The sequence below is a fragment of the Spongiivirga citrea genome, from assembly GCF_010671565.1.
GTDB lineage: Bacteria > Bacteroidota > Bacteroidia > Flavobacteriales > Flavobacteriaceae > Spongiivirga > Spongiivirga citrea.
In genome coordinates this window covers 252,095-274,162 of the sequence record NZ_JAABOQ010000004.1, presented here as the reverse complement: position 1 = coordinate 274,162, position 22,068 = coordinate 252,095, and the positions used below count along the sequence as shown (strand labels likewise).

Genomic DNA, 22,068 nt, shown 5'->3' with positions numbered 1-22,068 from the left:
TGTGCTTACAATACTCGACCGATATATTATTAAAAAGTACCTGTCAACATTTACAGTGCTTTTTATTATGTTCATTCCTATCGCCATTATGGTCGATGTGTCTGATAAGGTCGATAAATTTTTAGAGCGTAAAGTCCCATTTGATGCGATCGTTGGTTATTATTTAGACTTTACCGTCTATTTTGCCAATCTGCTATTTCCCATTTTCTTATTTATATCAGTAATTTGGTTCACATCAAAATTGGCCAACAATACTGAGGTAGTCGCTATGTTGAGCTCGGGTATATCGTTTACTCGTTTCCTTAGGCCTTTTATGATTAGCGCAGGTATAGTTGCTGCATTTGGGTTTTTTATGGGAATTATTTTGGTACCCGATGCTAGTCAAGGCTTTTATGAGTTTAAATACAAATGGCTTAAGCGAAAAGACACTTCTCGAGAAACAGTCAACTTGTATAAACAAATAAGCCCTAACGACTTTATATACTCTAGTAGTTTTAATCTTGAAAAAAAGCGTGCCAATCGATTTACACTAGAGCATTTTGAGGATAATAAAATGACCTTAAAAATATCTGCCGCAAGTATTACTTGGGATGATAAAGACAGCACTTATAAACTTCGAAATTACGTTAAGCGTAAAATAGGCCCAGGCGATGATGTTTTTGAGCGAAAACGAGAACACGATACACTGTTCAAATTCGATCTCGAAGATCTTACCCCTAATAATTATACTGCCGAAACACTTAGTTATACCGCATTAAATAAGTTTATAGAACAAGAAACAATGCGCGGTTCATCTAATATCAATCGGTATTTAATGGTAAAATATAAAAAGTGGAGCTTACCTTTCTCGGCTTTTGTACTTACAATAATTGCGGTAGCGGTGTCTTCGATAAAACGAAGAGGAGGAATGGGAGTTAATTTGGCTTTTGGAATAATCATCGCATTTACGTTTATCTTTTTAGACAAGATATTGGGAGTGCTTGCTCAAAAATCTGGAATGGAACCTATTTTAGCCGTCTGGCTTCCTAATATTATTTTCGGAGTTCTGGCCATTTATCTCTTGAACAATGCCAAACGCTAAGCTTCGTAATTATCTACATCTTCACTTTATTGTTTTTATTTGGGGTTTTACTGCCGTGCTGGGTGCACTCATTAGTATAGATGCCATCCCCTTAGTTTGGTATCGAATGTTAATTGCTGCGGTCCTTATATTAGGATTTATGGCAATTACCAAAAAGCCATTGAAAATTACCAATAAACAATTGGTGTGGTATAGCATTGGTGGAATATTGATAGCTGTACATTGGTTGTGCTTTTTTCATGCCATTAAAATATCTAATGTGTCTGTTACTTTGGCTACCATGGCGACTGGTGCTTTTTTTACTTCCATTTTAGAACCGATTATTTACAAACGTAAATTCATTTTGTATGAACTTGTTTTGGGCTTGTTTGTCGTTGCAGGATTAGCAATTATTTTTCAATTTGAGGGAGACTATTTCTGGGGGATTTGTTTTGCACTTGTTGCGTCTTTACTCGCCGCTTTCTTTTCAATCCTTAATGGGAAGCTAGTTCAAGAGAATAACCCAACAACGATTTCTTTTTATGAGTTGCTAATCGGTGTATTAGGTATTACTATTTATCTTGGTATAGTTGGAGATTTTAATACTGATTTTTTTAGTTTAACAAATACCGATTGGTTGTATATTGGCTTGCTCGCATCATTTTGTACGGCCTATGCTTTTATTGCTTCTACGGCAGTGATGAAATACCTTAGCCCATATACCGTAATGCTTACCATCAATTTAGAACCCGTTTATGGTATTTTATTAGCCTGGTTAATTTTAGGTGATAAAGAACAAATGAGTCCACAGTTTTATTATGGAGCGCTAATAATTTTAATTACAGTAGTAATAAATGGGATTCTTAAAAATCGAAAGGCAAAAAGCGTAAAGGCTGTGTAGCCATAATAGTCAAAATGACTATTTTTGTTGTTTAACTAAAATCTATAAAAATCTAATGGAATATTTGGATTTTGAATTACCGATTAAAGACCTTGAAGAGCAATTGAGTAAATGCCAAGTCATAGGTGTTGAAAGTGAGATCGATGTAACCGATACTTGCAAGCAAATTGAGACGAAATTACAAGAAACAAAGAAGAATATATATAAGAACTTGACTGCTTGGCAGCGGGTTCAATTATCAAGACATCCTTCTCGTCCTTATACCTTAGATTATATTAATGCACTTGCAGGCGATTCTTTTTTAGAATTGCATGGCGATCGTAACGTTCGTGATGATAAGGCGATGATTGGTGGTCTAGGTAAAATCGATGACCAGAGTTTTATGTTCATCGGTCAACAAAAAGGATTCAATACGAAGACGCGCCAATATCGAAATTTTGGGATGGCAAATCCTGAAGGCTATCGCAAAGCATTACGTTTGATGAAGAGTGCTGAAAAATTTGGCATTCCTGTGATTACGTTAATCGATACTCCAGGTGCATATCCGGGATTAGAAGCTGAAGAGCGTGGTCAAGGAGAGGCAATTGCAAGGAATATACTAGAAATGACCCGTCTTAAAGTGCCAATTATCACCGTTATTATCGGTGAAGGTGCTTCTGGTGGTGCATTGGGTATTGGTGTAGGAGATAAAGTTTTAATGTTAGAAAATACTTGGTACTCCGTAATCTCTCCGGAATCTTGCTCTTCTATTTTATGGAGAAGCTGGGAATATAAAGAGCAAGCCGCAGACGCTTTAAAATTAACGGCCGCTGATATGAAAAAACAGAAGCTTGTTGATGAGATCGTAAAAGAGCCTCTTGGAGGTGCACATTCTGATAGAACCAAGACCTTTTTGACTGTAAAAAAATCGATTTTGAAGTCTTTTGAGGTATTAAAAAAGTTATCACCAGAAGAATTGGTCGATCAGCGAATGGAAAAATATACCAATATGGGAGTCTATAATGGCTAACTAGCTATTTTTACACTTGTTATCAAAATCCAAGGTTTCTGACTTTGGATTTTTTTTATCGCTATTAACAATATATTTAAGTTATTAACAGTTACTTTGTTAACGAGTAGTGAAGATTCTACCTCCCCGCTTTACCTACTCGTGTTAACCTTTTGTTTACATTCGCAGCCATGGAAAAACTGAACCCTATACAGGCTTTAAAGCTGGATAAAAGTACCGTTGTTGGACTGGAGCGAGGTAAAATACCTCCGCAAGCAACTGATTTAGAGCAGGTTGTATTAGGGGCAATGATGATTGATAAAAAGGGTGTTGATGAAGTTATCGATATTTTAGCACCAGAGGCTTTCTATAAAGAGGCACATCAATATATTTTTACAGCGATCTATACCTTGTTTGAAAATAGCGAGCCGGTTGACTTATTAACCGTTTCAGCTCAATTAAAAAAGGACGCTAAGCTTGATTTAATCGGAGGAGATTTTTACTTAATTCAATTAACTCAAAAAGTATCATCATCTGCACATATCGAGTTCCATGCACGTATTATTCTTCAAAAATATATCCAACGAAGTCTAATTAAGATCTCGGGAGAGATCATTGAAGATGCCTATGATGAAACAAAAGACGTTTTCAGTCTTTTAGATGATGCAGAATCGAAATTATACGAAGTTACACAAGGAAATATCAAACGATCTTCAGAAACTGCGCAGAGTTTAGTAATTCAGGCAAAGAAAAAGATCGAAGAAATTTCGAATAAAGAAGGTTTAAGTGGTATCCCTACTGGATTTGATAGGCTAGATAAGTTGACTTCTGGTTGGCAACCTAGTGATTTGGTTATTGTAGCGGCTCGTCCCGGTATGGGTAAAACAGCATTAACCTTATCAATGGCACGAAATATTGCTGTAGATCAAAATATTCCTGTTGCATTTTTCTCATTAGAAATGGCATCAGTGCAGTTAATTACCCGACTTATTTCATCTGAAACGGGCTTGTCCTCTGAAAAATTGCGTACTGGTAAGTTGGAAAAGCATGAATGGGAGCAACTAAACGTTAAAGTAAAGGGGCTAGAAAAGGCACCACTTTTTATTGACGATACGCCATCCTTATCTATTTTCGATTTACGTGCAAAAGCGCGACGTCTATCTTCTCAACATGGGATTAAGTTAATCATGATCGATTACTTACAGTTAATGACAGCTGGTAGTGCTGTAAAAGGTGGAGGAAATCGTGAACAAGAAATATCAACAATCTCACGAAACCTAAAGGCTTTGGCTAAGGAACTGAATGTACCGGTAATCGCGTTATCGCAGTTATCTCGTGCTGTAGAAACGCGTGGTGGTAGCAAACGACCTTTACTCTCTGACCTTAGGGAATCTGGTGCAATCGAGCAAGATGCTGATATTGTGTCATTTATTTATCGTCCCGAATATTATAAAATTGATGAGTGGGATGACGAGGAGCGTTCACCAACCGCAGGGCAAGCAGAATTTATTGTGGCTAAGCATCGTAATGGTGGATTGGATAATATTAGGTTAAAATTCATCGGTCATTTAGGTAAATTTGATAATTTAGAGGAATTCGATTCGCCTTTTGAGTTTCAATCGAAACTCAATGCAGATGGTGATGATCCTTTTATACCGGATCGTTTTCCTGATGCGAATGAGGCGTTCGGAAGTATTAATGATGATTCGCCAGATGATAATGACGTACCTTTTTAACAACATAAAAGCTTCAAAAAAGGCAAGATCGATCTTATTTCGGTCTTGCCTTTTTTTATTACTGAGTGTATTCAGTGCACATAACCTATTTGCATCCTATATTTTGATTCCTATGGATGCCGAAACTCAAAACGAACATTTAAAGGCATATGGAATTACCTATTGGGTGTTGGCAAAACAAGAAAAAGTAAAGTGGCTTCTTAACTATAGAGGCGGTGCTTTCTTAATTCCTGATTCGGAGGAGCTTCAAAAGGAATGTAGAATACGGGGCGTGTCTTATGAAGTGCTTTCAGATGCTGCGACAGAATCGATATTAACAGAGATAGCAAGTCCATCACAAAATATGGAAGCGGTGGTGCTAGAAAAAGCACCTAAGATTGCTGTGTATTCTCCTAAAACGAATCAACCTTGGGATGATGCGGTGACAATGGCATTAAGCTATGCTGAAATACCATATGAGGTGGTGTATGATGAGGAAGTATTGTCTAATGAGTTATTACTATATGACTGGTTGCATTTACACCATGAAGATTTCACAGGACAGTTCGGGAAATTTTATGGTGCCTATCGTACGACACCTTGGTATATAAATGATAAAAAGAGAATGGAGGCCTTAGCGACTAAACTTGGCTATCCTAAAGTATCAGAATTAAAGAGAGCGGTTTCGGTAACGATTCGGGATTATGTAATTGGTGGTGGATTTATGTTTGCTATGTGCAGTGCGACGGATAGTTTTGACATCGCCTTAGCTGCAGAAAATGTGGACATTTGTGAACCCATGTTTGATGGCGATCCATCAGAACCGAATTACCAATCGAAATTAGATTTTAATAACACTTTCGCCTTTACCAATTTCATATTAGAACGCAACCCGTCTACCTATGAGTTTTCTGATATTGATATGACCAGAAAACGACGTATCCCAAAAGATCTTGATTATTTCACATTGATGGATTATTCTGCAAAATGGGATCCAATTCCAACAATGTTATGCCAAAATCATACCGCTTTAGTAAAAGGCTTTATGGGACAAACGACCAGTTACGATCGAAACAACTTAAAATCGAATGTCCTGGTGATGGGTGAGAATAAGAGTAATGGTGAAGCTCGATACATTCATGGCATTAAGGGAAAAGGTTTTTTTACTTTTTATGGCGGACACGACCCTGAAGATTATACCCATAGAGTAGGCGACCCGAAAACGGAATTAGAACTACATCCAAGCAGCCCTGGATATCGCTTGATATTAAATAATGTGCTGTTTCCTGCAGCTAGAAAGAAAAAACAGAAAACTTAAATTGAAGTTTTATTGTATTTTCACTTTTAAATGAAGCATATTCAACTAAACACTTCATATAAAGACCAAAGTATGGTCGGGCTCGGTCTTGGTATTTGGCTTACTGTTTTTCTTATTTTTATTTCTCCCTTTGACGTTTCTGATCTAACTTTTGAGGCTAAACTTATTTTGTTACCACCTTATGGGGTATTGGTATTTGGTGCTTATATGCTATGCGTTTTCTTTCAAAACAAGTTGTATTGGCGCCTTGGGTTTTGGAATATAAAACTAGAACTACTGTTTTTTGTATTACTATATTTAACAACCCTACTTTTCTGCTTTCCATATTATAAAAGTAATCTAGTAAATGGAACATATACATTGTGGGAATATGTGATTGGTATTTATGTTCCGATACTTGCACTCATCTCAGTATTCGTGATTGTGGGGCGCATGTATATTAATCGTCTACAAAGTAAAAAAGACAGCGACAAGATTTTGCTAAAAGGTGATAATAAATCGGATATTTTAAAGGTAGAGCCAGAAAAAATTGTTTGTATTTCAAGTACGCAAAACTATGTGGAGGTATACTATCTATTAAATGACTCGCTGAAGAAAACCTTATTGCGTGGCACATTAAAATCGATTACCTCAGAACTAGATGAATTAAAGCAAGTGCACAGAAGTCATTTTGTAAACCCTTCACATTTTGTAAAATGGATCGATGGAAATACAATTCAAGTGAATGATCTAAAGATTGCCGTTTCTAAAAAATATAAAGAGGAGCTGAGAAACATTATTTAATTCGTCACTAAAAGCCATATTTTCATCCCAAACTACTGTTATTACTAGATTTGCTGGCAATCATATTATATGTTTGACCAAACAAATAATGGCAATCATCATGAAAAAATTACAATTAATAATGTTCTTACTTTTTGTAACTACAGCTATAGTAGCACAGGAAGAATCTCATTTTCTAAAGGCAAATTCGCATTTAAAAAATGCCATTGATAAAGGTGAATGTATGGGTATAGCCGCAGGTATTATTGTTAAGGATTCTGTTGTTTGGACCGGGGCAGCTGGATTACGTAATAAATCGGAAAAATTAAAATTTACTACTGCCAACACTTCCCGAATTGCATCAATCGCAAAACCTATGACAGCGGTAGCCATTATGCAACTGGTAGAAGCTAATAAAATCAAACTTACAGATAGCATAGTAGACATTATTCCGGAACTTAAGGATAACATAAACTACCAAAATATTACTGTATTACAGTTGTTACAGCATTCATCGGGTATTCCGCATTACGCAGGAAAAAAAGAAGTCGTGAACTCAATAACATATTTGAGTCTAAAAGGATTAATTCCAGTTTTTTTAGAAAGAGAATTACTTTTTACTCCGGGCACTCAATTTGAATATTCGGTTTATGGGTATGTACTACTAGGTCGAGTTATCGAAGTAGTTTCTGGGCTTAAGTATCAAGATTATATGAAAACTCATGTTTGGGATGTTGCAGGAATGAATGATACCAAGGTCAACTATACAACAACTATTGATAATCAAAAATCAGTGTTATATCATCAATCGAAACCTGGAAGAATTAAGGAAGCAAAAGCTAATAATCTAAGTAATAGAATTCCTGCAGGTGGAGTAGTTTCAACGGTAGATGATCTACTAAAGTTCGCCAAGGCATTAATTGATCATAAGCTAGTTTCTGAAAATTCGCTCGAAATGATGAGCAAAAATTATGGACTCGAGAAAAAGGGTAGCGGTTATGGTTTAGGCTGGTATTTGTACGGTGAGAACCCGAAATTAGGAAATGTAATTGGGCATACTGGTGGGCAGTATGGTTGCAGTGCCTTTTTAATGATTGCTCCGGAGAAAAAGTCAGCAGTCGTGGCGGTGTCAAATACATCAGGGGCAATGCAGGAAGTATCTAATATTACCGTTTCGTTGCTTGGATTAGTTGGGAAATTGAATGAAGACTAATAATACGTGCCTTTTTTTCATAATAGGTAAAGTGTCAATGTTGTTTTAAATTTACTGAAACAACAGTGCCAAAAATGAATTTCAAGTCTAATACCTTTAGTATGCATCCTAAGTACAAAAGGAATTTAAAAAGGGCACTTTCATTTGGGGTTATTTGGTTCATTTTTGGTTTAGTTTATGCGTTACTAGAGTATGGTTTGTTAGGAAATTCCGGATTGTATCCTACTACAGGTAACATTTATGAGCCTTTGAATTCTTTTTTGTTTACGCTGTCTAGTAGTTTTTTAATTGGTTTTATTCAAGGGTGGATAGAAATTACTTGGCTACGATATAAGTTTCGTAAAAAGCCTTTTTTGATAAAAATATTTTTCAAAAGTATTTTTTATCTCTTATTCATAATCTTGTTTTTGGTAGCATTCACATTAGTAACAAATGCTTCAATCATGAAAAAAGGCATTTTTGAAGCAGAGATTATTACTAGCTTAACAGATTTTATTACATCTTTTGCTTTCTGGAGCCTCGTTTTTTACATGGGAGTAATCATCTATCTAGCCTTGTTTTATTCTGAATTGATCGAGCATTTAGGTAATGAAGTATTGTATAACTATTCTTTCGGTAAATACCATAAGCCAAAACAGGAAACACGAATTTTTATGTTTCTTGATATGAAATCATCAACTACTATTGCAGAAGAAATAGGCCACATTAAATATTTCAATTTGCTAAAACTGTATTATTCATATATGACCAATGCAATACTTGAAACTTTTGGAGAAATCTATCAATATGTCGGGGATGAAATTGTAGTTACATGGCCTGAGGAAGTTGGTCTATTGAATAATAATTGCATTGAATGTTACTTTAAAATAGAAGAAGCCATTAAAAAACATGAAGAACGTTTCATAAAATCTTTTGGATTAGTACCAGAATTTAAAGCCGGTTACCATATTGGTAAAGTGTCCGCTGGGCAGATTGGTGTGCTAAAAAAAGAGATTGTTTATACGGGGGATGTTTTGAATACATCAGCTCGTATTCAAGCCGAATGCAATAATTACAATACACGAATATTGATTTCGGGTCAATTGAAAGATGGATTAAGCAATTCCAAAAACTGGGATATGGACAAAAAAGGAGAAATAGTTCTTCGAGGAAAAACTGAAGCAGTTGAGCTTTATAGTATTTCTAGATAAGCCTAGCTTTTTTAATGAGCAGTGGTTTTCGTATCAAATATGTAGGGCTAATACAACAGGTATCGAATATTGAGGTTAAGTTGCTGGCTAGAATTGGGAAGTTGAATGACTGATTAAGTAAATGACGATTTTATTTTTAATTGTTTAATATTTAGTCGACTAATCCATTCTTAATAAGAAACATTTAAGAAATATTCAACCCACTTTGAAGCACCTCTTTGTACTCACTTGCAGAATTTTTTTCTTATTATTTTTTTACTGGTTGAATCTAGGCTGATTTTTTTGTTAAAAATATAAACTCTTAAACAATAATTTAACATATATTGTTCTTCGAATATAAAGTTTTTTCAAAAACAAACCGGCTGAAAAAGCTACACTTACTTCTTCCAAATAGTAAAACTTGGAATACTGGTTTACAAAAAAAGATTGTATTGACTTTATTACACTTTATATGATTGTTAAACCTGTATTCAAAACACTTTGGGTGTCTTTTTTTCTTTTTCTAAATGTAAATTTTTTACATGCCCAAAACAAACAAATAGTAGACAGCCTAAAACAACTTATCCAACAAGAAAAGGTAGAAGATACTATAAAAGTAAAAGCTTATAATGATTTGGGTATTCAGTTTGGGCGTTCAAATCCTAAACTTGCAAAGCAATACATTAACAATGCCTTAAGTTTAGCTATAAGGGCCGATGCAAAACGAGGTGTTGCTGGAGCCTATAATTGTTTAGGAATTGTAGATTACTATCAAAAAGATTATGATGAAGCACTAATCAATTTTCAAAAAGCGCTAGAAATTAATGAAGAGCTAGGGCATGCATGGGGCCAGGCATCTGCATTAAACCAAATTGGTGCTGTACAAAACTTGAAAGATGATTATACTGCTGCAATACTGAGTTTTGAAAAAGCTGGAGACATATTCAAAACTATGAAAGATTCTCTAGCTTGGGCAAAATCTATACAGAATATTGGAGTTTCCTATAGTAGAATGGCGCATCACAAAAAATCCATAGAGTATTACCTTACAGCCGCTGAGCTTTATAAAGCAATAAATAATCCAGCAGGAACAGCTGCAGTATATATATCCTTATCTAATATCTTATATAAACAAGGAGATCATAATAAATCACTCGATTATCTTAATGAAGCCTTTCCTATAGTAAAAAACATCGATAATACTGATTTATTGTCAATTATCTCGAGAAAAAAGGGGAGTAATTATAGTCGGTTAAAAGACTATGATAAAGCACTAGATTATTTTCAAGTAGCCCTAGAGTACCATAAAAATAATAAGAATAAGAAAAAAATTCGTCCGATACAATTTCAACTAGGGAACACCTATTACGAAATAAAAGACTACACCAAAGCCTTGGAGTACCAGAAAGAGGCTCTACAGAATTATGATCTAAATTCAAATTTTAAAGATAGAGCTAAAATTCACAATGCAATTTCCAAAACCTATATAAAACGCAATGAATATAGTGAAGCAACTGATTATGCTACAAATGCGCTTAAAATCTCTCAAACTATTGAATATTTAGAAGGGCAGAAAGATGCCAATCAAACGCTGGCTATAATAGCACAAGAGCAAGGTGAAATTGAAAAAGCATTACAATTCTATATGGATTTTCAGAAATTAAACGATTCCTTATCTGTCCAAGAGAATCAGCAACAAGTTCGAGAACTTACTACCATTTATAAAACCGAGCAGAACGAAGCTCAGATTGCATCACAAAAAAAGAACATTACACTTTTAGATACTCAAAATAAATTGAAAACCCAATTATTATGGTTTGGCGGTGCTGGTTTTTTAGCAGTATTTGGTTTCATTTTAGTATTTAAATCGCGACAAAAAGCTAAAAGGGATATAAAACAACAAGAGTATTTTACACAAGGCTTAATCGAGGCTCAGGAAAATGAGCGCACGCGCGTGTCAAAAGATTTGCATGATAGTGTAGGACAGCAGTTAACCTTTATAAAGAAGAAAGCACAAAATTTAGATCAAACAGAACTTTCGGTACTAGCCAATACCGCTTTAGAAGAAGTTAGGAGTATTTCAAGAGACTTGTATCCGGCAACATTGAAACAATTAGGCTTAGCAGCGAGTATAGAACAGCTGTTATTTGATTTAGATGGAGAAAGTGATATGTTTTTTTCTGTGGAAGTAGAGGATATCAATCAAAACTTTAATGAAACAGAAACACTTAATTTTTACAGGTTTATTCAAGAATCAGTAAATAATGTATTGAAACATGCTAATGCTAAAACCATAATTGTAAACATTGTTAAGCAGCAAAAGAATATTGAAGTGCTTATAAAAGATAATGGACGCGGATTTCAAACTACTAAAGAGGTACTTCAAAATAGTCTGGGTTTAAAAACCATGGCAGAGCGGGTTCGTATTTTAAAAGGTCATCTTTCCATTCAGAGCAAAAAAGAAGTAGGTACAACCATATTAGTCAAAATTCCTGTATAGATGAGTAACGGCATAACTATTTTCGTGGCAGATGATCACCCAATGTTATTAAAAGGATTGGTCGATGAGCTAAAAGAATTTAATTACAATGTCGTCGGTAAGGCAGAAAATGGTGCCAATGCCTTAGAAAAGATAATGGTGTTAAATCCAACTATTGCCTTGCTAGATGTAGAAATGCCAATGCTAAGTGGTTTTGAGGTCGTCAAAAAATGTAAAGAAAAAAATATAGAGACCAAATTCATCATCCTCACCTCGCATAAAGAACGCGGCTTTATTCATAAGGCACAATCATTAAATATATCGGGCTATATGATAAAAGATGAGCCTTTTATTGAGTTGCATAAGTGCATACAAAGTGTTAGTAAAGGCATCCCATATTTTAGTTCGGTTTTTAATGATGTTGTTGACAATGAAATTCGGCCCCAACTACAAAAAATTAAATTGCTGTCACCGTCAGAACGAACCATTGTACGTTTGGTCGCTCAAGGAAAATCATCAAAAGAAATAGGTGAGCAATTAAGTATCTCTAGTCGCACGGTGGAAAAACATCGGGCTAATATTATAGCCAAATTAGACTTAGCTCCGCAAACGGATTCTCTTGTTGTTTGGACAAAAGAGCACAAGGAATTTCTCGCTACCATTTAAACAATTTCTTCCTCTCTACGTAGCCCTACGTATAATGATACATTGCTACGTATTTCACAACATATACACTTTAAATAGCTTGCGGTCATTAAACTAGCAATAGATGATTACGCTTTCTCAAAGTTTTAGGAGTATCTCGTTTTCAAAGCTTGTTGGTGAAGTTTTAATAACTAAAAGTACTAATCACTAAAACTATTTAAAATGAAAAAATCAATGTTATTTTTGTTGTGTCTTTTTTTACTTGCGGGATGCAGCAAAGACGAAGTAACTGAAGAACCACCAGTAGCGGAAGAAGAACCGGATGTAACTGAGGGGCTTACATTTGCGCAAGTATTTGCTGCAGGGGGCGAATTCGAGCCTTTCCCTGAATCTAGAACGATGGAAACGATTGCCACATCAGCTCCTATGAATGAGGATTATGAAAGAGAAGATGAAGAAGGCGGAGAAGTCACAGAGCGATCTGTTTGTGTTACTGAAACAGTGAGTGTACTAGATGGTAATGGACAATTTCCGTTATTTAATAGTAATGCCGATGTCGTTTTTCCTGGAAATTTATTACAAGGAAAAACCTTAACCGACGCAACACCAAAACCAATTGTTGTTGGGCGGGCAGGTGGAACAATCTCATATGACCTCAATAACGGGAATACAAATTCTACGTTTACGGTAGACGAAGTTAAAAAAAGTTCAATTCAGAATGGAATGAACAATATCATCGCAAATGCTGGTGAGGTAGTCCCGGCTAATTTTCAGGTAGATATAATACAAATTGAATCAGAAAGCCAAATGGCATTAGAGATGGGTATTGAAGTAGAAACATTTACCACAAAAGTGGAAGGAAATATGTCATTTAGTACCGAAAAAGAATATAACAGAACCTTGGTGAAAGTAAATCAGTCGTATTATACGATGAGTTTTGATTTACCAACGAGTCTCGATGAAATATTTGGAGATAACGTAACACCAGAACAGCTTGAAACATTTGTACAAGCCGATAACCCTGCGACCTTTATTTCTTCAGTTACGTATGGTCGTATATTTTATATGCTCATAGAATCAACCTCAAGTCGTGAAGAAATGCAAGCAAGTTTAAAAGTAACATACGATGCTGCTGCCATAAACGGTTCTGGCTCCTTAGATGTGGAGACTTTTAATTCATTAAAAGAAGTAAAAATTAAATCAATTGCCTATGGTGGTGATGCAGAGGGTTCTTTTCAACTTCTTGGAGAAACATCTATAGCTGCAATTGCTAATAAAATAGGAGCAAGTACAGATATTAGAGCAGGCCTACCTCTGTCATACGTGGTTAGAAGTGTAGAACGTCCTGACATTGTTGTAGGTACAAAATTAGCTACTGAATATGATATCGTAAGCTGTGAAGTAAAAGGTATTTTACCTCCAGATGTATATAGACCATTGGTTGATCTTTTTGAAGACGGAATTGGCGCTGCTTTTCAATTAACCGGTAAGATTATTGTAATGTACAATAAAACAGGTGATAAATACGCCTATTATAATGTAGGCAGCGGAGAAGCACCACGTATTTGGGATGTTAGTGACTGGGAGGGGGCAATAACCTCGAATCATATATCGACGGGACCTATTGGCGCAGCAGTTCGCTGGGGGGAAGATAGAATCCATTTATTCAATATGGATGGGACTAAATTTTTAAAATTTAATTACGACTCTACAAGTTCTATTCTTTCTTCACCAAATAATCCAATTGGTACTATAGAGAGAAATACTGATGGATCCCCCAAATTTTTTGAAGCGAGTACCTATTATGCTACTACCATTAACCCAGTGACTTCATTTCCTTTTGCAAATGATGGTATTGATGCCGCTATTCAATATAGTGAAGATGCTACTCAACGTTATTTTTCAAATGATGGTAAAAGTACAATTGCGCTAAACTTTGATAGAACTCTTGATCGTTATGTCTGGTCTGATATCGATGCCCCTAAGACAATATTTGGAGTCGACTTTTTTGAAAGTGTTGGTGCTACTACAAAGGTTCAATTTGGGCCAACCACATTAGAAGTTATATACTTTAACTGGGAAGGAGATCAAATGATTATTCAGACTCAGCCAAATACATTTAATGGCCCCTATTTTGTAAACTAAAAACCCTAAACTACCCATATTACCCCTCACTTAAAGAGTTGATTATTTGAATTTAAAATAGTGTGGTAATTATTGGGGGATAATTACCATACTATTTATTAAAGAGCCCTGACAAGGAGTAGTTAGGGCTTTTTTGTATTATAGATACGTTTCGATAAGATGAAAAAATTGAAGTTTTAGAGGTTTACAGTATCTAGTGTTTTAGTCTTATCAAGAAAATAAAAGAAATAAATGACCAGTATTAAAATTAATGGCATCATCTTTGCAAACTATTAAATATTAATACATTAAATTAAAGTACAATGAGTAAAGGAACAGTAAAATTTTTCAACGACACCAAAGGATTTGGTTTCATCACTGAAGAAGGAGTTGAAAAAGATCACTTCGTACACATTTCAGGATTAATCGATGAGATTAGAGAAGGTGACGAGGTTACATTTGACCTTAAAGAAGGAAACAAAGGATTAAACGCAGTAAACGTAAAAGTTATCTAAGACTTATCTTTATATTTTCAATGAAAGCCCTGACAGATGTTGGGGCTTTTTTTGTCCTAGTTTAAAAAGGTTGACATCCTATAATTCTAATTCACACTCAATAACTTCTATGCTTTTTTCTGATTTAAAGTTTTCCAGAATGCGATGATATTTACAATAACAATTAATTGACATACTGCAAACATGAGAATAGTCGATGTCATATCTGGTGGTGTTGAAAGATAAGAGAAAGCCAAAACCAATAACTCAAGACTTATAAAAAGTTTCCAAAAATCACTTTTTTTAAGTCCAAGCCATCGTGTGATTTCTGTACTTAAAAATGGTAAAATGATTAGCAAGGAGAAATATAACAAGGACGTGAAAAGCAATTTTGCCAATGCTGAAGTGGTTATTTCATTTACAATGACAGCAATAACCGAGATATTAAAACCAGACGAATTTAAAATAGCAATTAGGAAATAAGCTGCTAACAAACTTACCACTAACGTAATGCTAGATAGGAGTATTAATTTTTTCATGATTGCACATTTGCTGAAAAGAAAGATATAAAAACAAAAAATCCCAACTCATACGAGTCAGGATTTTTTAACGAAGACTTTATTAATTAATGGCTTAACGCCTTATTTTACCTTATCAACAACGGCTTTAAAAGCCTCTGGGTGGTTCATTGCTAAATCGGCTAAAACCTTACGGTTTAATTCGATATTATTAGCTTTTACTTTACCCATGAATTGTGAGTATGACATACCGTGTAAACGGGCACCTGCATTAATACGGGTGATCCAAAGTGCGCGGAATGTTCTCTTTTTGTTTCTACGGTCACGGTATGAGTAAGACATTGCTTTCTCTACCGCATTTTTTGCTACTGTCCAAACGTTCTTACGTCTTCCGAAGTAACCTTTTGCTTGCTTAAGAACTTTTTTTCTTCTTGCTCTCTTCGCAACAGAATTAACTGATCTTGGCATAATTTTAAATTTTTTTGTAGTAGGCGGTCAACTGACACTTGCTCATTTTAAATGGCCTAACTCCAAGGTTTATAACTAATTTTAACCTGACGCTGTTTAAATTACTTTAAACGTAATTGCGTCTTAATATTGTCAACATCACTTTCGTGTACTAAAGTACTGTGTGTTAACGCTAGCTTACGCTTTTTCGATTTTTTCGTCAAAATGTGACTCTTAAAAGCGTGCTTTCTCTTAATTTTACCAGTACCGGTAAGCTTAAAACGCTTCTTAGCACTGGATTTTGTTTTCATTTTCGGCATTACTTCCTAAAATTTATCGGTCTTCGTTATTCTATTTATTTCTTCTTAGGTGCGATGAACATAATCATACGCTTTCCTTCCAATTTCGGCATTTGTTCTACTTTTCCTAGCTCTTCTAACTCTTGAGCTAGTCTAAGTAATAAGATCTCACCTTGATCTTTATATATGATGGAACGTCCTTTAAAGAAAACGTATGCTTTTAACTTGGCACCTTCTTTTAAGAACTTCTCAGCATGTTTCTTTTTAAACTCATAATCGTGATCATCGGTATTAGGTCCAAATCTAATTTCCTTAATGGTCACTTTGGTTGCCTTTGATTTTAAGGCTTTATCTCGTTTCTTTTGTTCGTAAAGAAACTTTTTATAATCCATTACCTTACAAACAGGAGGTTTTGCATTTGGCGAAATTTCAACCAGATCAAGTTCCTGCTCTTCAGCTATAGCTAATGCTTTTGCTATCGGATATACTCCAATTTCAACATTCTCTCCAACAAGTCTTACCTCGTCTTCGCGAATTTTTCGGTTTATTCGGTGTTGGTCTTCTTTTATGATCCTTGCCGGACCTCTACTTCTTCTTCTACGTATTGCTATGACTTACTATTTTTTAGTTAAACTGCTTTAAAGTACTATTTATCTCACTTTTTACCAAATCGGCAAATTGTTCGATGGTAATTGATCCTAGGTCTTGCTGCCCATGTTTTCTCACTGAAATAGTACCTTTCTCAGCTTCTTGTTCTCCCACGATGATCATGTAGGGGTACTTTTTCATCTCGGCTTCTCTAATTTTTTTGCCGATCGTCTCATTACGATTATCTACAAGGGCGCGAATTTCGTGATTTTCTAATAAATTTAAAACATTTTCAGCATATTTCTCATATTTTTCGCTGATACTCAATATCATGACTTGCTCAGGATTTAACCATAAAGGGAAATTACCCCCAGTATGCTCTAAAAGCAAGGCTATAAAGCGTTCCATACTTCCAAAAGGAGCACGGTGTATCATCACTGGTCGGTGTAGTTCATTATCACTTCCTTTGTAAGTGAGATCAAAACGTTCTGGTAGATTATAATCCACTTGAATTGTACCCAATTGCCAACTTCTACCTAGCGCATCCTTCACCATAAAATCTAACTTGGGACCATAAAAAGCTGCTTCCCCCTCTTCAATTACATAATCTAAGCCTTTGTCTTTTACCGCGTTTAAAATGGCATTTTCAGCTTTTTCCCAATTTTCAACATCACCAATATATTTATCGGGATTTTCAGGATCGCGAACTGATACTTGAGCTGTAAAGGTTTCAAAGCCTAAGGAACCTAATACGTAAAGTGACAGATCGATTACATTTTTAAATTCCTGATCTAATTGATCTGGCATACAAAATATATGCGCATCATCCTGCGTGAAACCTCGAACACGACTTAATCCGTGTAGTTCGCCACTCTGCTCATAACGGTAAACGGTACCAAACTCAGCAAAACGTTTTGGTAGGTCCTTATAACTAAAAGGTTTGCTATTGTATATCTCGCAGTGATGCGGACAGTTCATAGGCTTTAGCAAAAACTCTTCATCATCTTTGGGTGTGGTAATTGGCTGAAAACTATCTTCACCATATTTAGCATAATGCCCCGAAGTCACATACAGTTCTTTAGAACCAATATGTGGAGATACTACCATTTCGTAGCCAGCTTTTTTCTGTGCTGCTTTTAAAAAGTTCTCTAAACGTTCGCGCAAAGCAGCGCCTTTAGGTAACCAAAGAGGTAAGCCTTGACCCACTTTTTGAGAAAACGTAAATAACTCTAATTCCTTTCCTAATTTTCTGTGATCTCGTTTCTTTGCTTCCTCAATAAGCTCGAGATATTCCTTAAGCTCTTTTTGTTTTGGGAATGAAGTACCATAAACACGTGTTAGCTGCGGCTTGTTTTCATCACCACGCCAGTATGCACCAGCAACGCTCATTATTTTCACTGCTTTGATGATTCCTGTATTTGGAATATGTCCACCACGACATAAATCTGTAAATGAGTCATGATCGCAGAAGGTAATTGTACCATCTTCTAAATTCTGGATCAGTTCAACCTTGAATTCATTATTCTGAGATTTGTAGAAATCCAATGCTTCGGTTTTAGTGACCGCTCGCATTTTAAAATCGTGTTTACCGCGAGCGATTTCTAACATCTTATCTTCGATTTTTTTAAAATCTTTATCAGATATTACATTATCGCCTAAATCTACATCATAATAAAAACCATTATCGATGGCTGGACCAATCGTTAGTTTCACGCCAGGATATAACTCCTCCAGTGCTTGGGCTAGAACGTGAGAGCTACTATGCCAAAAGGCTTCTTTGCCTTCTTTATCTCGCCAAGTATAAAGTGTAAGATCACCATCGGTTTGTAAAGGGGTGGTGGTTTCAACTTTAGTAGTATTAAAGGTCGCTGAAATGACATTTCTTGCAAAGCCCTCACTAATATCTTGTGCCACTCCCATTGGAGTAATTCCCGCTTCAAAACTTCTAACCGAACCATCGGGTAGTGTGATGTTGATCATAATTTGTAATCTTATTTAAGAGCGCAAAGATACATTGATTCAAAATGTAGACAAAAATCAAAGCACATAAATATGTATGTTTACATTTAGTAAAATACAGAAAGACAAATGCAGATTGCTTTTGGTTTCGAAATGTGGTTATAGCCCTCGAAAAGTAAGTGCTGAAATTACCTAGTTGCTCGGGTTATTCCGTGCACTTTTATTTCATTAGTACTAGAATCTTTTTCAGTAAGAATAACAGTAATAACATACCCTTGACTGCCATCTCCAAAAGCTACTTTGTGCTTAATTTCTGATCTTGACGGCGCTTGACCAAAGTCAATTGAATCTAGTTTAGAAATAAAAGCGGCTTGCTCTTCTTTAGGAATAAATTGATCGATATAATCCTTTATTGATAATAGATAACTACCGATACTTTCTAGTGGTGTTCTGTAAATTTTTAATAGCTGATCATTCAGTAAAAACACTTTATTTTGAGCATTAAATTGCCAGTATCCAAGATTTGCTAGTTCACTTGCTAATTGAAATCTAGTTTCTGACGCTACTAATTCATCTGAGAATACCTTTTCTTGATGTGCGAGTTTTTTCTGAATATTTTCTAATTCACCACGATATAGTAAAAAGGAAAAATAAGTACTTAAAGAATAACTATTACCTTTTACAAATTTTGATTTTTCAAAGAATTTGAGGTAAAGTGCAAAAAGCACTGAATAAATCAAAGAAGAAAGGAAGGCTTTTAGTATAGTTGAGTTCAGGAAATTACTGTTCAATTCAACTCCCTGAATAACAGTTAAAAATACAAATGCATCAAAAAAGAATACCAAGGTCATAATTATGACCGCTTTCTTAAAAAAACCATTTAGCTTTCTCGATATTTGATTGTATAGAAAGAAAACAAGAAGCCCATCTAGAAATAATAGAATTGTTCCTAGGCTAAAGGTCTTTATTCCAATGGCAATACTATCCGTGTTGAATAAATTTGCCATTGGGCTTTCTGGAAATGAAAGGCCTATAAAGTATTGAATAGCGCATAAAAATAAATTGGTAATTAGCAGTGCATAAAGCAGTGATCGTGCTCTTGCCGCTCCTTCCTTTACAAATAAGATCAAAACTGCAAATAGACTGGCGTTAAATAGAATTGTGCCAGGGGAAATTGTCAAAAATGAGTCGATTTGAATTTGTATTGTATTTGTCAAGTAGGTTTGTAAGAACTGAAAAGCACCAATTCCTGCAAACAATATCCCTATGCCAAGTTTAGTACGAAGTTTAAATATTAGCGAAACAAAAAATGCTATAGAGATGTACAGCGATATTAAAAGCGCAAAATTTAAAGAGCTAAATGAATCCATTAATGTTGGAAAAAATTATGGTATAATTGGAAATATGTTTTCGTTTTAAAAGTGGGCAAATTTATTCCTTATTTACTGATTTACAATGGATAAATGGTTAATTTGTGTTGTTTAGGTATGCTTTTCACATATTGCGATAAATAGAGGTGAAAAAATGATTATTTTTACACCATCAAAGGGTTTTCACTGCACACTATGAACCATAAAGTGTTACTTACTGCAAAAGAAGTAAACATCATTCTACATCGACTGGCCTGTCAACTTATTGAAAATCATAAGGATTTCTCGAAAACCGTATTAATAGGTATTCAACCTAGAGGGATTTTTTTAGCAGATAGACTTATTAAAATTCTAGAAGAGGAATACAAAATTCCCAATATTCAAAAAGGAAATTTAGATATTACCTTTTATCGTGACGATTTTAGAAGAGGCGAAAAGATTCTTGAGGCGAATAAGACGGATATCGATTTTGTAGTAGAAGATAAAAATGTAGTTTTTATTGACGATGTGCTGTATACAGGCAGAAGTATTCGTGCAGCCTTAACAGCGATACAATCTTTTGGGAGACCGACTAATATAGAATTATTGACGCTAATAGACAGACGTTTTAGTAGGCATTTACCAATACAGCCTAATTATAGAGGGCGACAGGTAGATGCTATTAATAATGAAAAAGTAAAGGTGAGTTGGCTTGAGAATGAAGGTGAAGATGCCGTTTATGTAATTAATACCTAAATAACTAAATACAACCAATGGGTGAGTTAAGTGTATCTCATTTGCTAGGAATAAAATATCTTCAAAAATCAGATATTGATCTCATTTTTGAAACTGCCGATCATTTTAAAGAAGTGATTAATCGCCCAATTAAAAAAGTACCTTCATTACGAGATATTACCATTGCCAATTTATTTTTTGAAAACAGCACTCGAACACGATTATCCTTTGAACTCGCTGAAAAAAGATTATCGGCTGATGTGGTAAATTTCTCAGCGGCTTCATCCTCTGTAAAAAAAGGAGAAACTTTAGTTGATACGGTTAACAATATCCTTTCGATGAAAGTTGATATGGTGGTAATGCGTCATCCTAACCCGGGTGCTGGTGTCTTTTTATCAAAGCACGTAAATGCAAGTATTATTAACGCTGGTGATGGTGCTCATGAACATCCGACGCAGGCATTATTAGATTCATATTCTATTAGAGAACGATTAGGAGATGTCGCTGGAAAAAAAGTAGTGATTGTTGGTGATATTTTACACAGTCGTGTAGCTTTAAGTAATATCTTTGCACTGAATAAGTTAGGGGCAAAGGTAAAGGTTTGCGGACCACTAACATTAATACCTAAGCATATTGAAAGTTTAGGAGTAACCGTAGAGCCAAATCTTGAAAAAGCGCTTAACTGGTGTGACGTAGCCAATATGCTTCGCGTGCAGAATGAACGAATGGAGGTAAGTTATTTTCCATCGACACGGGAGTACAGACAGCAGTTTGGCGTTAACAAGCAATTACTCAATTCGCTTGATAAGGAAATTGTGATCATGCACCCAGGACCAATAAATAGAGGAGTAGAGATTACAAGTGACGTAGCCGATTCAAAACAGGCTATTATTTTAGATCAGGTAGAAAATGGTGTAGCAATCCGCATGGCAGTTATCTACTTGTTGGCATCAAAAATAAAACAGTAAGCTATGATAATCGATACTAAAGGAAATACCACAATTATCACCAGAGAACGTGCTAGTGTGGTCGATATGGTACAACGAATGACCAAGCAGTACGATTCGTTTTCTCATAATAATATTATCGTCAATTTATTCTCCATTGAAGGATTAACGAATAACGACTTAAACGAATTCCTATTACTTTCTAGAAAGCATCGTGCAGCAAAACATTCTTTTGTTATCGTAGCGTCGAAGATTGATTATACAACCGTGTCCGATGATTTAGTAGTTGTTCCTACGGCCCAAGAGGCACACGACTTAGTCGAGATGGATGAGATTGAACGGGATCTTGGCTTTTAGT

At 35.3% G+C, this 22,068-nt stretch carries 21 protein-coding genes; 15 read left to right on the top strand and 6 right to left on the bottom strand.

What is annotated here, in order from left to right:
• The first annotated feature begins 1 nt into the window (after position 1).
• The 12 genes from GWK10_RS10705 to GWK10_RS10650 all read left to right on the top strand — a co-directional run bounded on the left by GWK10_RS10705 (position 2) and on the right by GWK10_RS10650 (position 14,889).
• The gene (locus tag GWK10_RS10705) at positions 2-1,081 is read left to right on the top strand and encodes an LptF/LptG family permease (RefSeq protein ID WP_164032359.1); all 1,080 of its coding nucleotides are present in this window, start codon (positions 2-4) and stop codon (positions 1,079-1,081) included.
• Complete coding sequence (locus GWK10_RS10700; RefSeq protein WP_164032358.1) at positions 1,068-1,961, top strand: DMT family transporter; 894 nt, start codon at positions 1,068-1,070, stop codon at positions 1,959-1,961. The genes GWK10_RS10705 and GWK10_RS10700 overlap by 14 nt, the downstream gene beginning before the upstream one ends.
• A gap of 55 nt (positions 1,962-2,016) precedes the next feature.
• The gene (locus GWK10_RS10695) at positions 2,017-2,970 is read left to right on the top strand and encodes an acetyl-CoA carboxylase carboxyltransferase subunit alpha (RefSeq protein WP_164032357.1); all 954 of its coding nucleotides are present in this window, start codon (positions 2,017-2,019) and stop codon (positions 2,968-2,970) included.
• 170 nt (positions 2,971-3,140) lie between these two features.
• Positions 3,141-4,685, top strand: a complete 1,545-nt coding sequence (gene dnaB, locus GWK10_RS10690; protein ID WP_164032356.1) for a replicative DNA helicase — start codon at positions 3,141-3,143, stop codon at positions 4,683-4,685.
• Positions 4,663-5,982, top strand: a complete 1,320-nt coding sequence (locus tag GWK10_RS10685) for an asparagine synthetase B (RefSeq protein WP_239540744.1) — start codon at positions 4,663-4,665, stop codon at positions 5,980-5,982. Before dnaB ends, GWK10_RS10685 begins: the two co-directional genes overlap by 23 nt.
• A 30-nt stretch (positions 5,983-6,012) precedes the next feature.
• Positions 6,013-6,765 (top strand): LytTR family DNA-binding domain-containing protein, encoded by a 753-nt coding sequence (locus GWK10_RS10680; RefSeq protein ID WP_164032355.1) that lies wholly within the window; start codon positions 6,013-6,015, stop codon positions 6,763-6,765.
• Positions 6,766-6,865: 100 nt separating this feature from the next.
• Entirely contained in the window at positions 6,866-7,957 is a 1,092-nt protein-coding gene (locus tag GWK10_RS10675) for a serine hydrolase domain-containing protein (RefSeq protein ID WP_164032354.1), read from the top strand.
• 74 nt (positions 7,958-8,031) lie between these two features.
• Positions 8,032-9,147: an adenylate/guanylate cyclase domain-containing protein gene (locus GWK10_RS10670; protein WP_164032353.1), complete on the top strand. Its 1,116-nt coding sequence runs from the start codon at positions 8,032-8,034 to the stop codon at positions 9,145-9,147.
• A 451-nt stretch (positions 9,148-9,598) separates the two neighbouring features.
• A complete protein-coding gene (locus GWK10_RS10665) occupies positions 9,599-11,626 on the top strand; it encodes an ATP-binding protein (protein ID WP_164032352.1) in 2,028 nt (675 codons plus the stop codon).
• Positions 11,627-12,271 carry a response regulator gene (locus tag GWK10_RS10660; protein ID WP_164032351.1) on the top strand — a complete coding sequence of 215 codons (645 nt, stop codon included), beginning with the start codon at positions 11,627-11,629 and terminating at the stop codon, positions 12,269-12,271.
• A gap of 201 nt (positions 12,272-12,472) precedes the next feature.
• Positions 12,473-14,395, top strand: a complete 1,923-nt coding sequence (locus GWK10_RS10655) for a thiol-activated cytolysin family protein (RefSeq protein ID WP_164032350.1) — start codon at positions 12,473-12,475, stop codon at positions 14,393-14,395.
• Between the two features lie 302 nt (positions 14,396-14,697).
• Positions 14,698-14,889 carry a cold-shock protein gene (locus GWK10_RS10650; protein WP_164032349.1) on the top strand — a complete coding sequence of 64 codons (192 nt, stop codon included), beginning with the start codon at positions 14,698-14,700 and terminating at the stop codon, positions 14,887-14,889.
• 107 nt (positions 14,890-14,996) lie between these two features.
• Here the strand turns inward: GWK10_RS10650 and GWK10_RS10645 are convergent, their stop codons facing one another.
• From GWK10_RS10645 to GWK10_RS10620, 6 genes are all read right to left on the bottom strand, one after another.
• A complete protein-coding gene (locus GWK10_RS10645) occupies positions 14,997-15,407 on the bottom strand; it encodes a hypothetical protein (protein WP_164032348.1) in 411 nt (136 codons plus the stop codon).
• Between the two features lie 102 nt (positions 15,408-15,509).
• Positions 15,510-15,854, bottom strand: a complete 345-nt coding sequence (rplT, locus tag GWK10_RS10640; RefSeq protein WP_164032347.1) for a 50S ribosomal protein L20 — start codon at positions 15,852-15,854, stop codon at positions 15,510-15,512.
• A 101-nt stretch (positions 15,855-15,955) separates the two neighbouring features.
• Positions 15,956-16,153, bottom strand: coding sequence for a 50S ribosomal protein L35 (gene rpmI / locus GWK10_RS10635; RefSeq protein ID WP_164032346.1), 198 nt, complete (start codon positions 16,151-16,153; stop codon positions 15,956-15,958).
• Between the two features lie 35 nt (positions 16,154-16,188).
• Positions 16,189-16,701: a translation initiation factor IF-3 gene (gene infC / locus GWK10_RS10630; RefSeq protein WP_317164686.1), complete on the bottom strand. Its 513-nt coding sequence runs from the start codon at positions 16,699-16,701 to the stop codon at positions 16,189-16,191.
• Positions 16,702-16,756: 55 nt separating this feature from the next.
• On the bottom strand, positions 16,757-18,700 hold the full coding sequence (thrS, locus tag GWK10_RS10625) for a threonine--tRNA ligase (protein ID WP_164032345.1): 1,944 nt from the start codon (positions 18,698-18,700) through the stop codon (positions 16,757-16,759).
• Positions 18,701-18,867: 167 nt separating this feature from the next.
• Complete coding sequence (locus GWK10_RS10620; RefSeq protein ID WP_164032344.1) at positions 18,868-20,049, bottom strand: hypothetical protein; 1,182 nt, start codon at positions 20,047-20,049, stop codon at positions 18,868-18,870.
• Between the two features lie 195 nt (positions 20,050-20,244).
• Between GWK10_RS10620 and pyrR the strand changes: the two genes are divergently transcribed.
• Genes pyrR through GWK10_RS10605 form a run of 3 tightly spaced genes read left to right on the top strand, consistent with a single transcriptional unit; the run spans position 20,245 to position 22,067 of the window.
• Positions 20,245-20,784 (top strand): bifunctional pyr operon transcriptional regulator/uracil phosphoribosyltransferase PyrR, encoded by a 540-nt coding sequence (gene pyrR / locus GWK10_RS10615; protein ID WP_164032343.1) that lies wholly within the window; start codon positions 20,245-20,247, stop codon positions 20,782-20,784.
• Between the two features lie 17 nt (positions 20,785-20,801).
• Positions 20,802-21,731, top strand: a complete 930-nt coding sequence (locus GWK10_RS10610) for an aspartate carbamoyltransferase catalytic subunit (protein ID WP_164032342.1) — start codon at positions 20,802-20,804, stop codon at positions 21,729-21,731.
• Positions 21,732-21,734: 3 nt separating this feature from the next.
• Positions 21,735-22,067 carry a ribonuclease Z gene (locus tag GWK10_RS10605; RefSeq protein WP_164032341.1) on the top strand — a complete coding sequence of 111 codons (333 nt, stop codon included), beginning with the start codon at positions 21,735-21,737 and terminating at the stop codon, positions 22,065-22,067.
• Position 22,068: the final 1 nt, after the last annotated feature.

Coding starts and splice junctions, on each gene's coding strand:
- GWK10_RS10700 (WP_164032358.1), top strand. CDS start 1,068: ATGCCAAACGCTAAGCTTCGTAATTATCTACATCTTCACTTTATTGTT.
- GWK10_RS10695 (WP_164032357.1), top strand. CDS start 2,017: ATGGAATATTTGGATTTTGAATTACCGATTAAAGACCTTGAAGAGCAA.
- dnaB (WP_164032356.1), top strand. CDS start 3,141: ATGGAAAAACTGAACCCTATACAGGCTTTAAAGCTGGATAAAAGTACC.
- GWK10_RS10685 (WP_239540744.1), top strand. CDS start 4,663: ATGATAATGACGTACCTTTTTAACAACATAAAAGCTTCAAAAAAGGCA.
- GWK10_RS10680 (WP_164032355.1), top strand. CDS start 6,013: ATGAAGCATATTCAACTAAACACTTCATATAAAGACCAAAGTATGGTC.
- GWK10_RS10675 (WP_164032354.1), top strand. CDS start 6,866: ATGAAAAAATTACAATTAATAATGTTCTTACTTTTTGTAACTACAGCT.
- GWK10_RS10670 (WP_164032353.1), top strand. CDS start 8,032: ATGAATTTCAAGTCTAATACCTTTAGTATGCATCCTAAGTACAAAAGG.
- GWK10_RS10665 (WP_164032352.1), top strand. CDS start 9,599: ATGATTGTTAAACCTGTATTCAAAACACTTTGGGTGTCTTTTTTTCTT.
- GWK10_RS10660 (WP_164032351.1), top strand. CDS start 11,627: ATGAGTAACGGCATAACTATTTTCGTGGCAGATGATCACCCAATGTTA.
- GWK10_RS10655 (WP_164032350.1), top strand. CDS start 12,473: ATGAAAAAATCAATGTTATTTTTGTTGTGTCTTTTTTTACTTGCGGGA.
- GWK10_RS10650 (WP_164032349.1), top strand. CDS start 14,698: ATGAGTAAAGGAACAGTAAAATTTTTCAACGACACCAAAGGATTTGGT.
- GWK10_RS10645 (WP_164032348.1), bottom strand. CDS start 15,407: ATGAAAAAATTAATACTCCTATCTAGCATTACGTTAGTGGTAAGTTTG.
- rplT (WP_164032347.1), bottom strand. CDS start 15,854: ATGCCAAGATCAGTTAATTCTGTTGCGAAGAGAGCAAGAAGAAAAAAA.
- rpmI (WP_164032346.1), bottom strand. CDS start 16,153: ATGCCGAAAATGAAAACAAAATCCAGTGCTAAGAAGCGTTTTAAGCTT.
- thrS (WP_164032345.1), bottom strand. CDS start 18,700: ATGATCAACATCACACTACCCGATGGTTCGGTTAGAAGTTTTGAAGCG.
- GWK10_RS10620 (WP_164032344.1), bottom strand. CDS start 20,049: ATGGATTCATTTAGCTCTTTAAATTTTGCGCTTTTAATATCGCTGTAC.
- pyrR (WP_164032343.1), top strand. CDS start 20,245: ATGAACCATAAAGTGTTACTTACTGCAAAAGAAGTAAACATCATTCTA.
- GWK10_RS10610 (WP_164032342.1), top strand. CDS start 20,802: ATGGGTGAGTTAAGTGTATCTCATTTGCTAGGAATAAAATATCTTCAA.
- GWK10_RS10605 (WP_164032341.1), top strand. CDS start 21,735: ATGATAATCGATACTAAAGGAAATACCACAATTATCACCAGAGAACGT.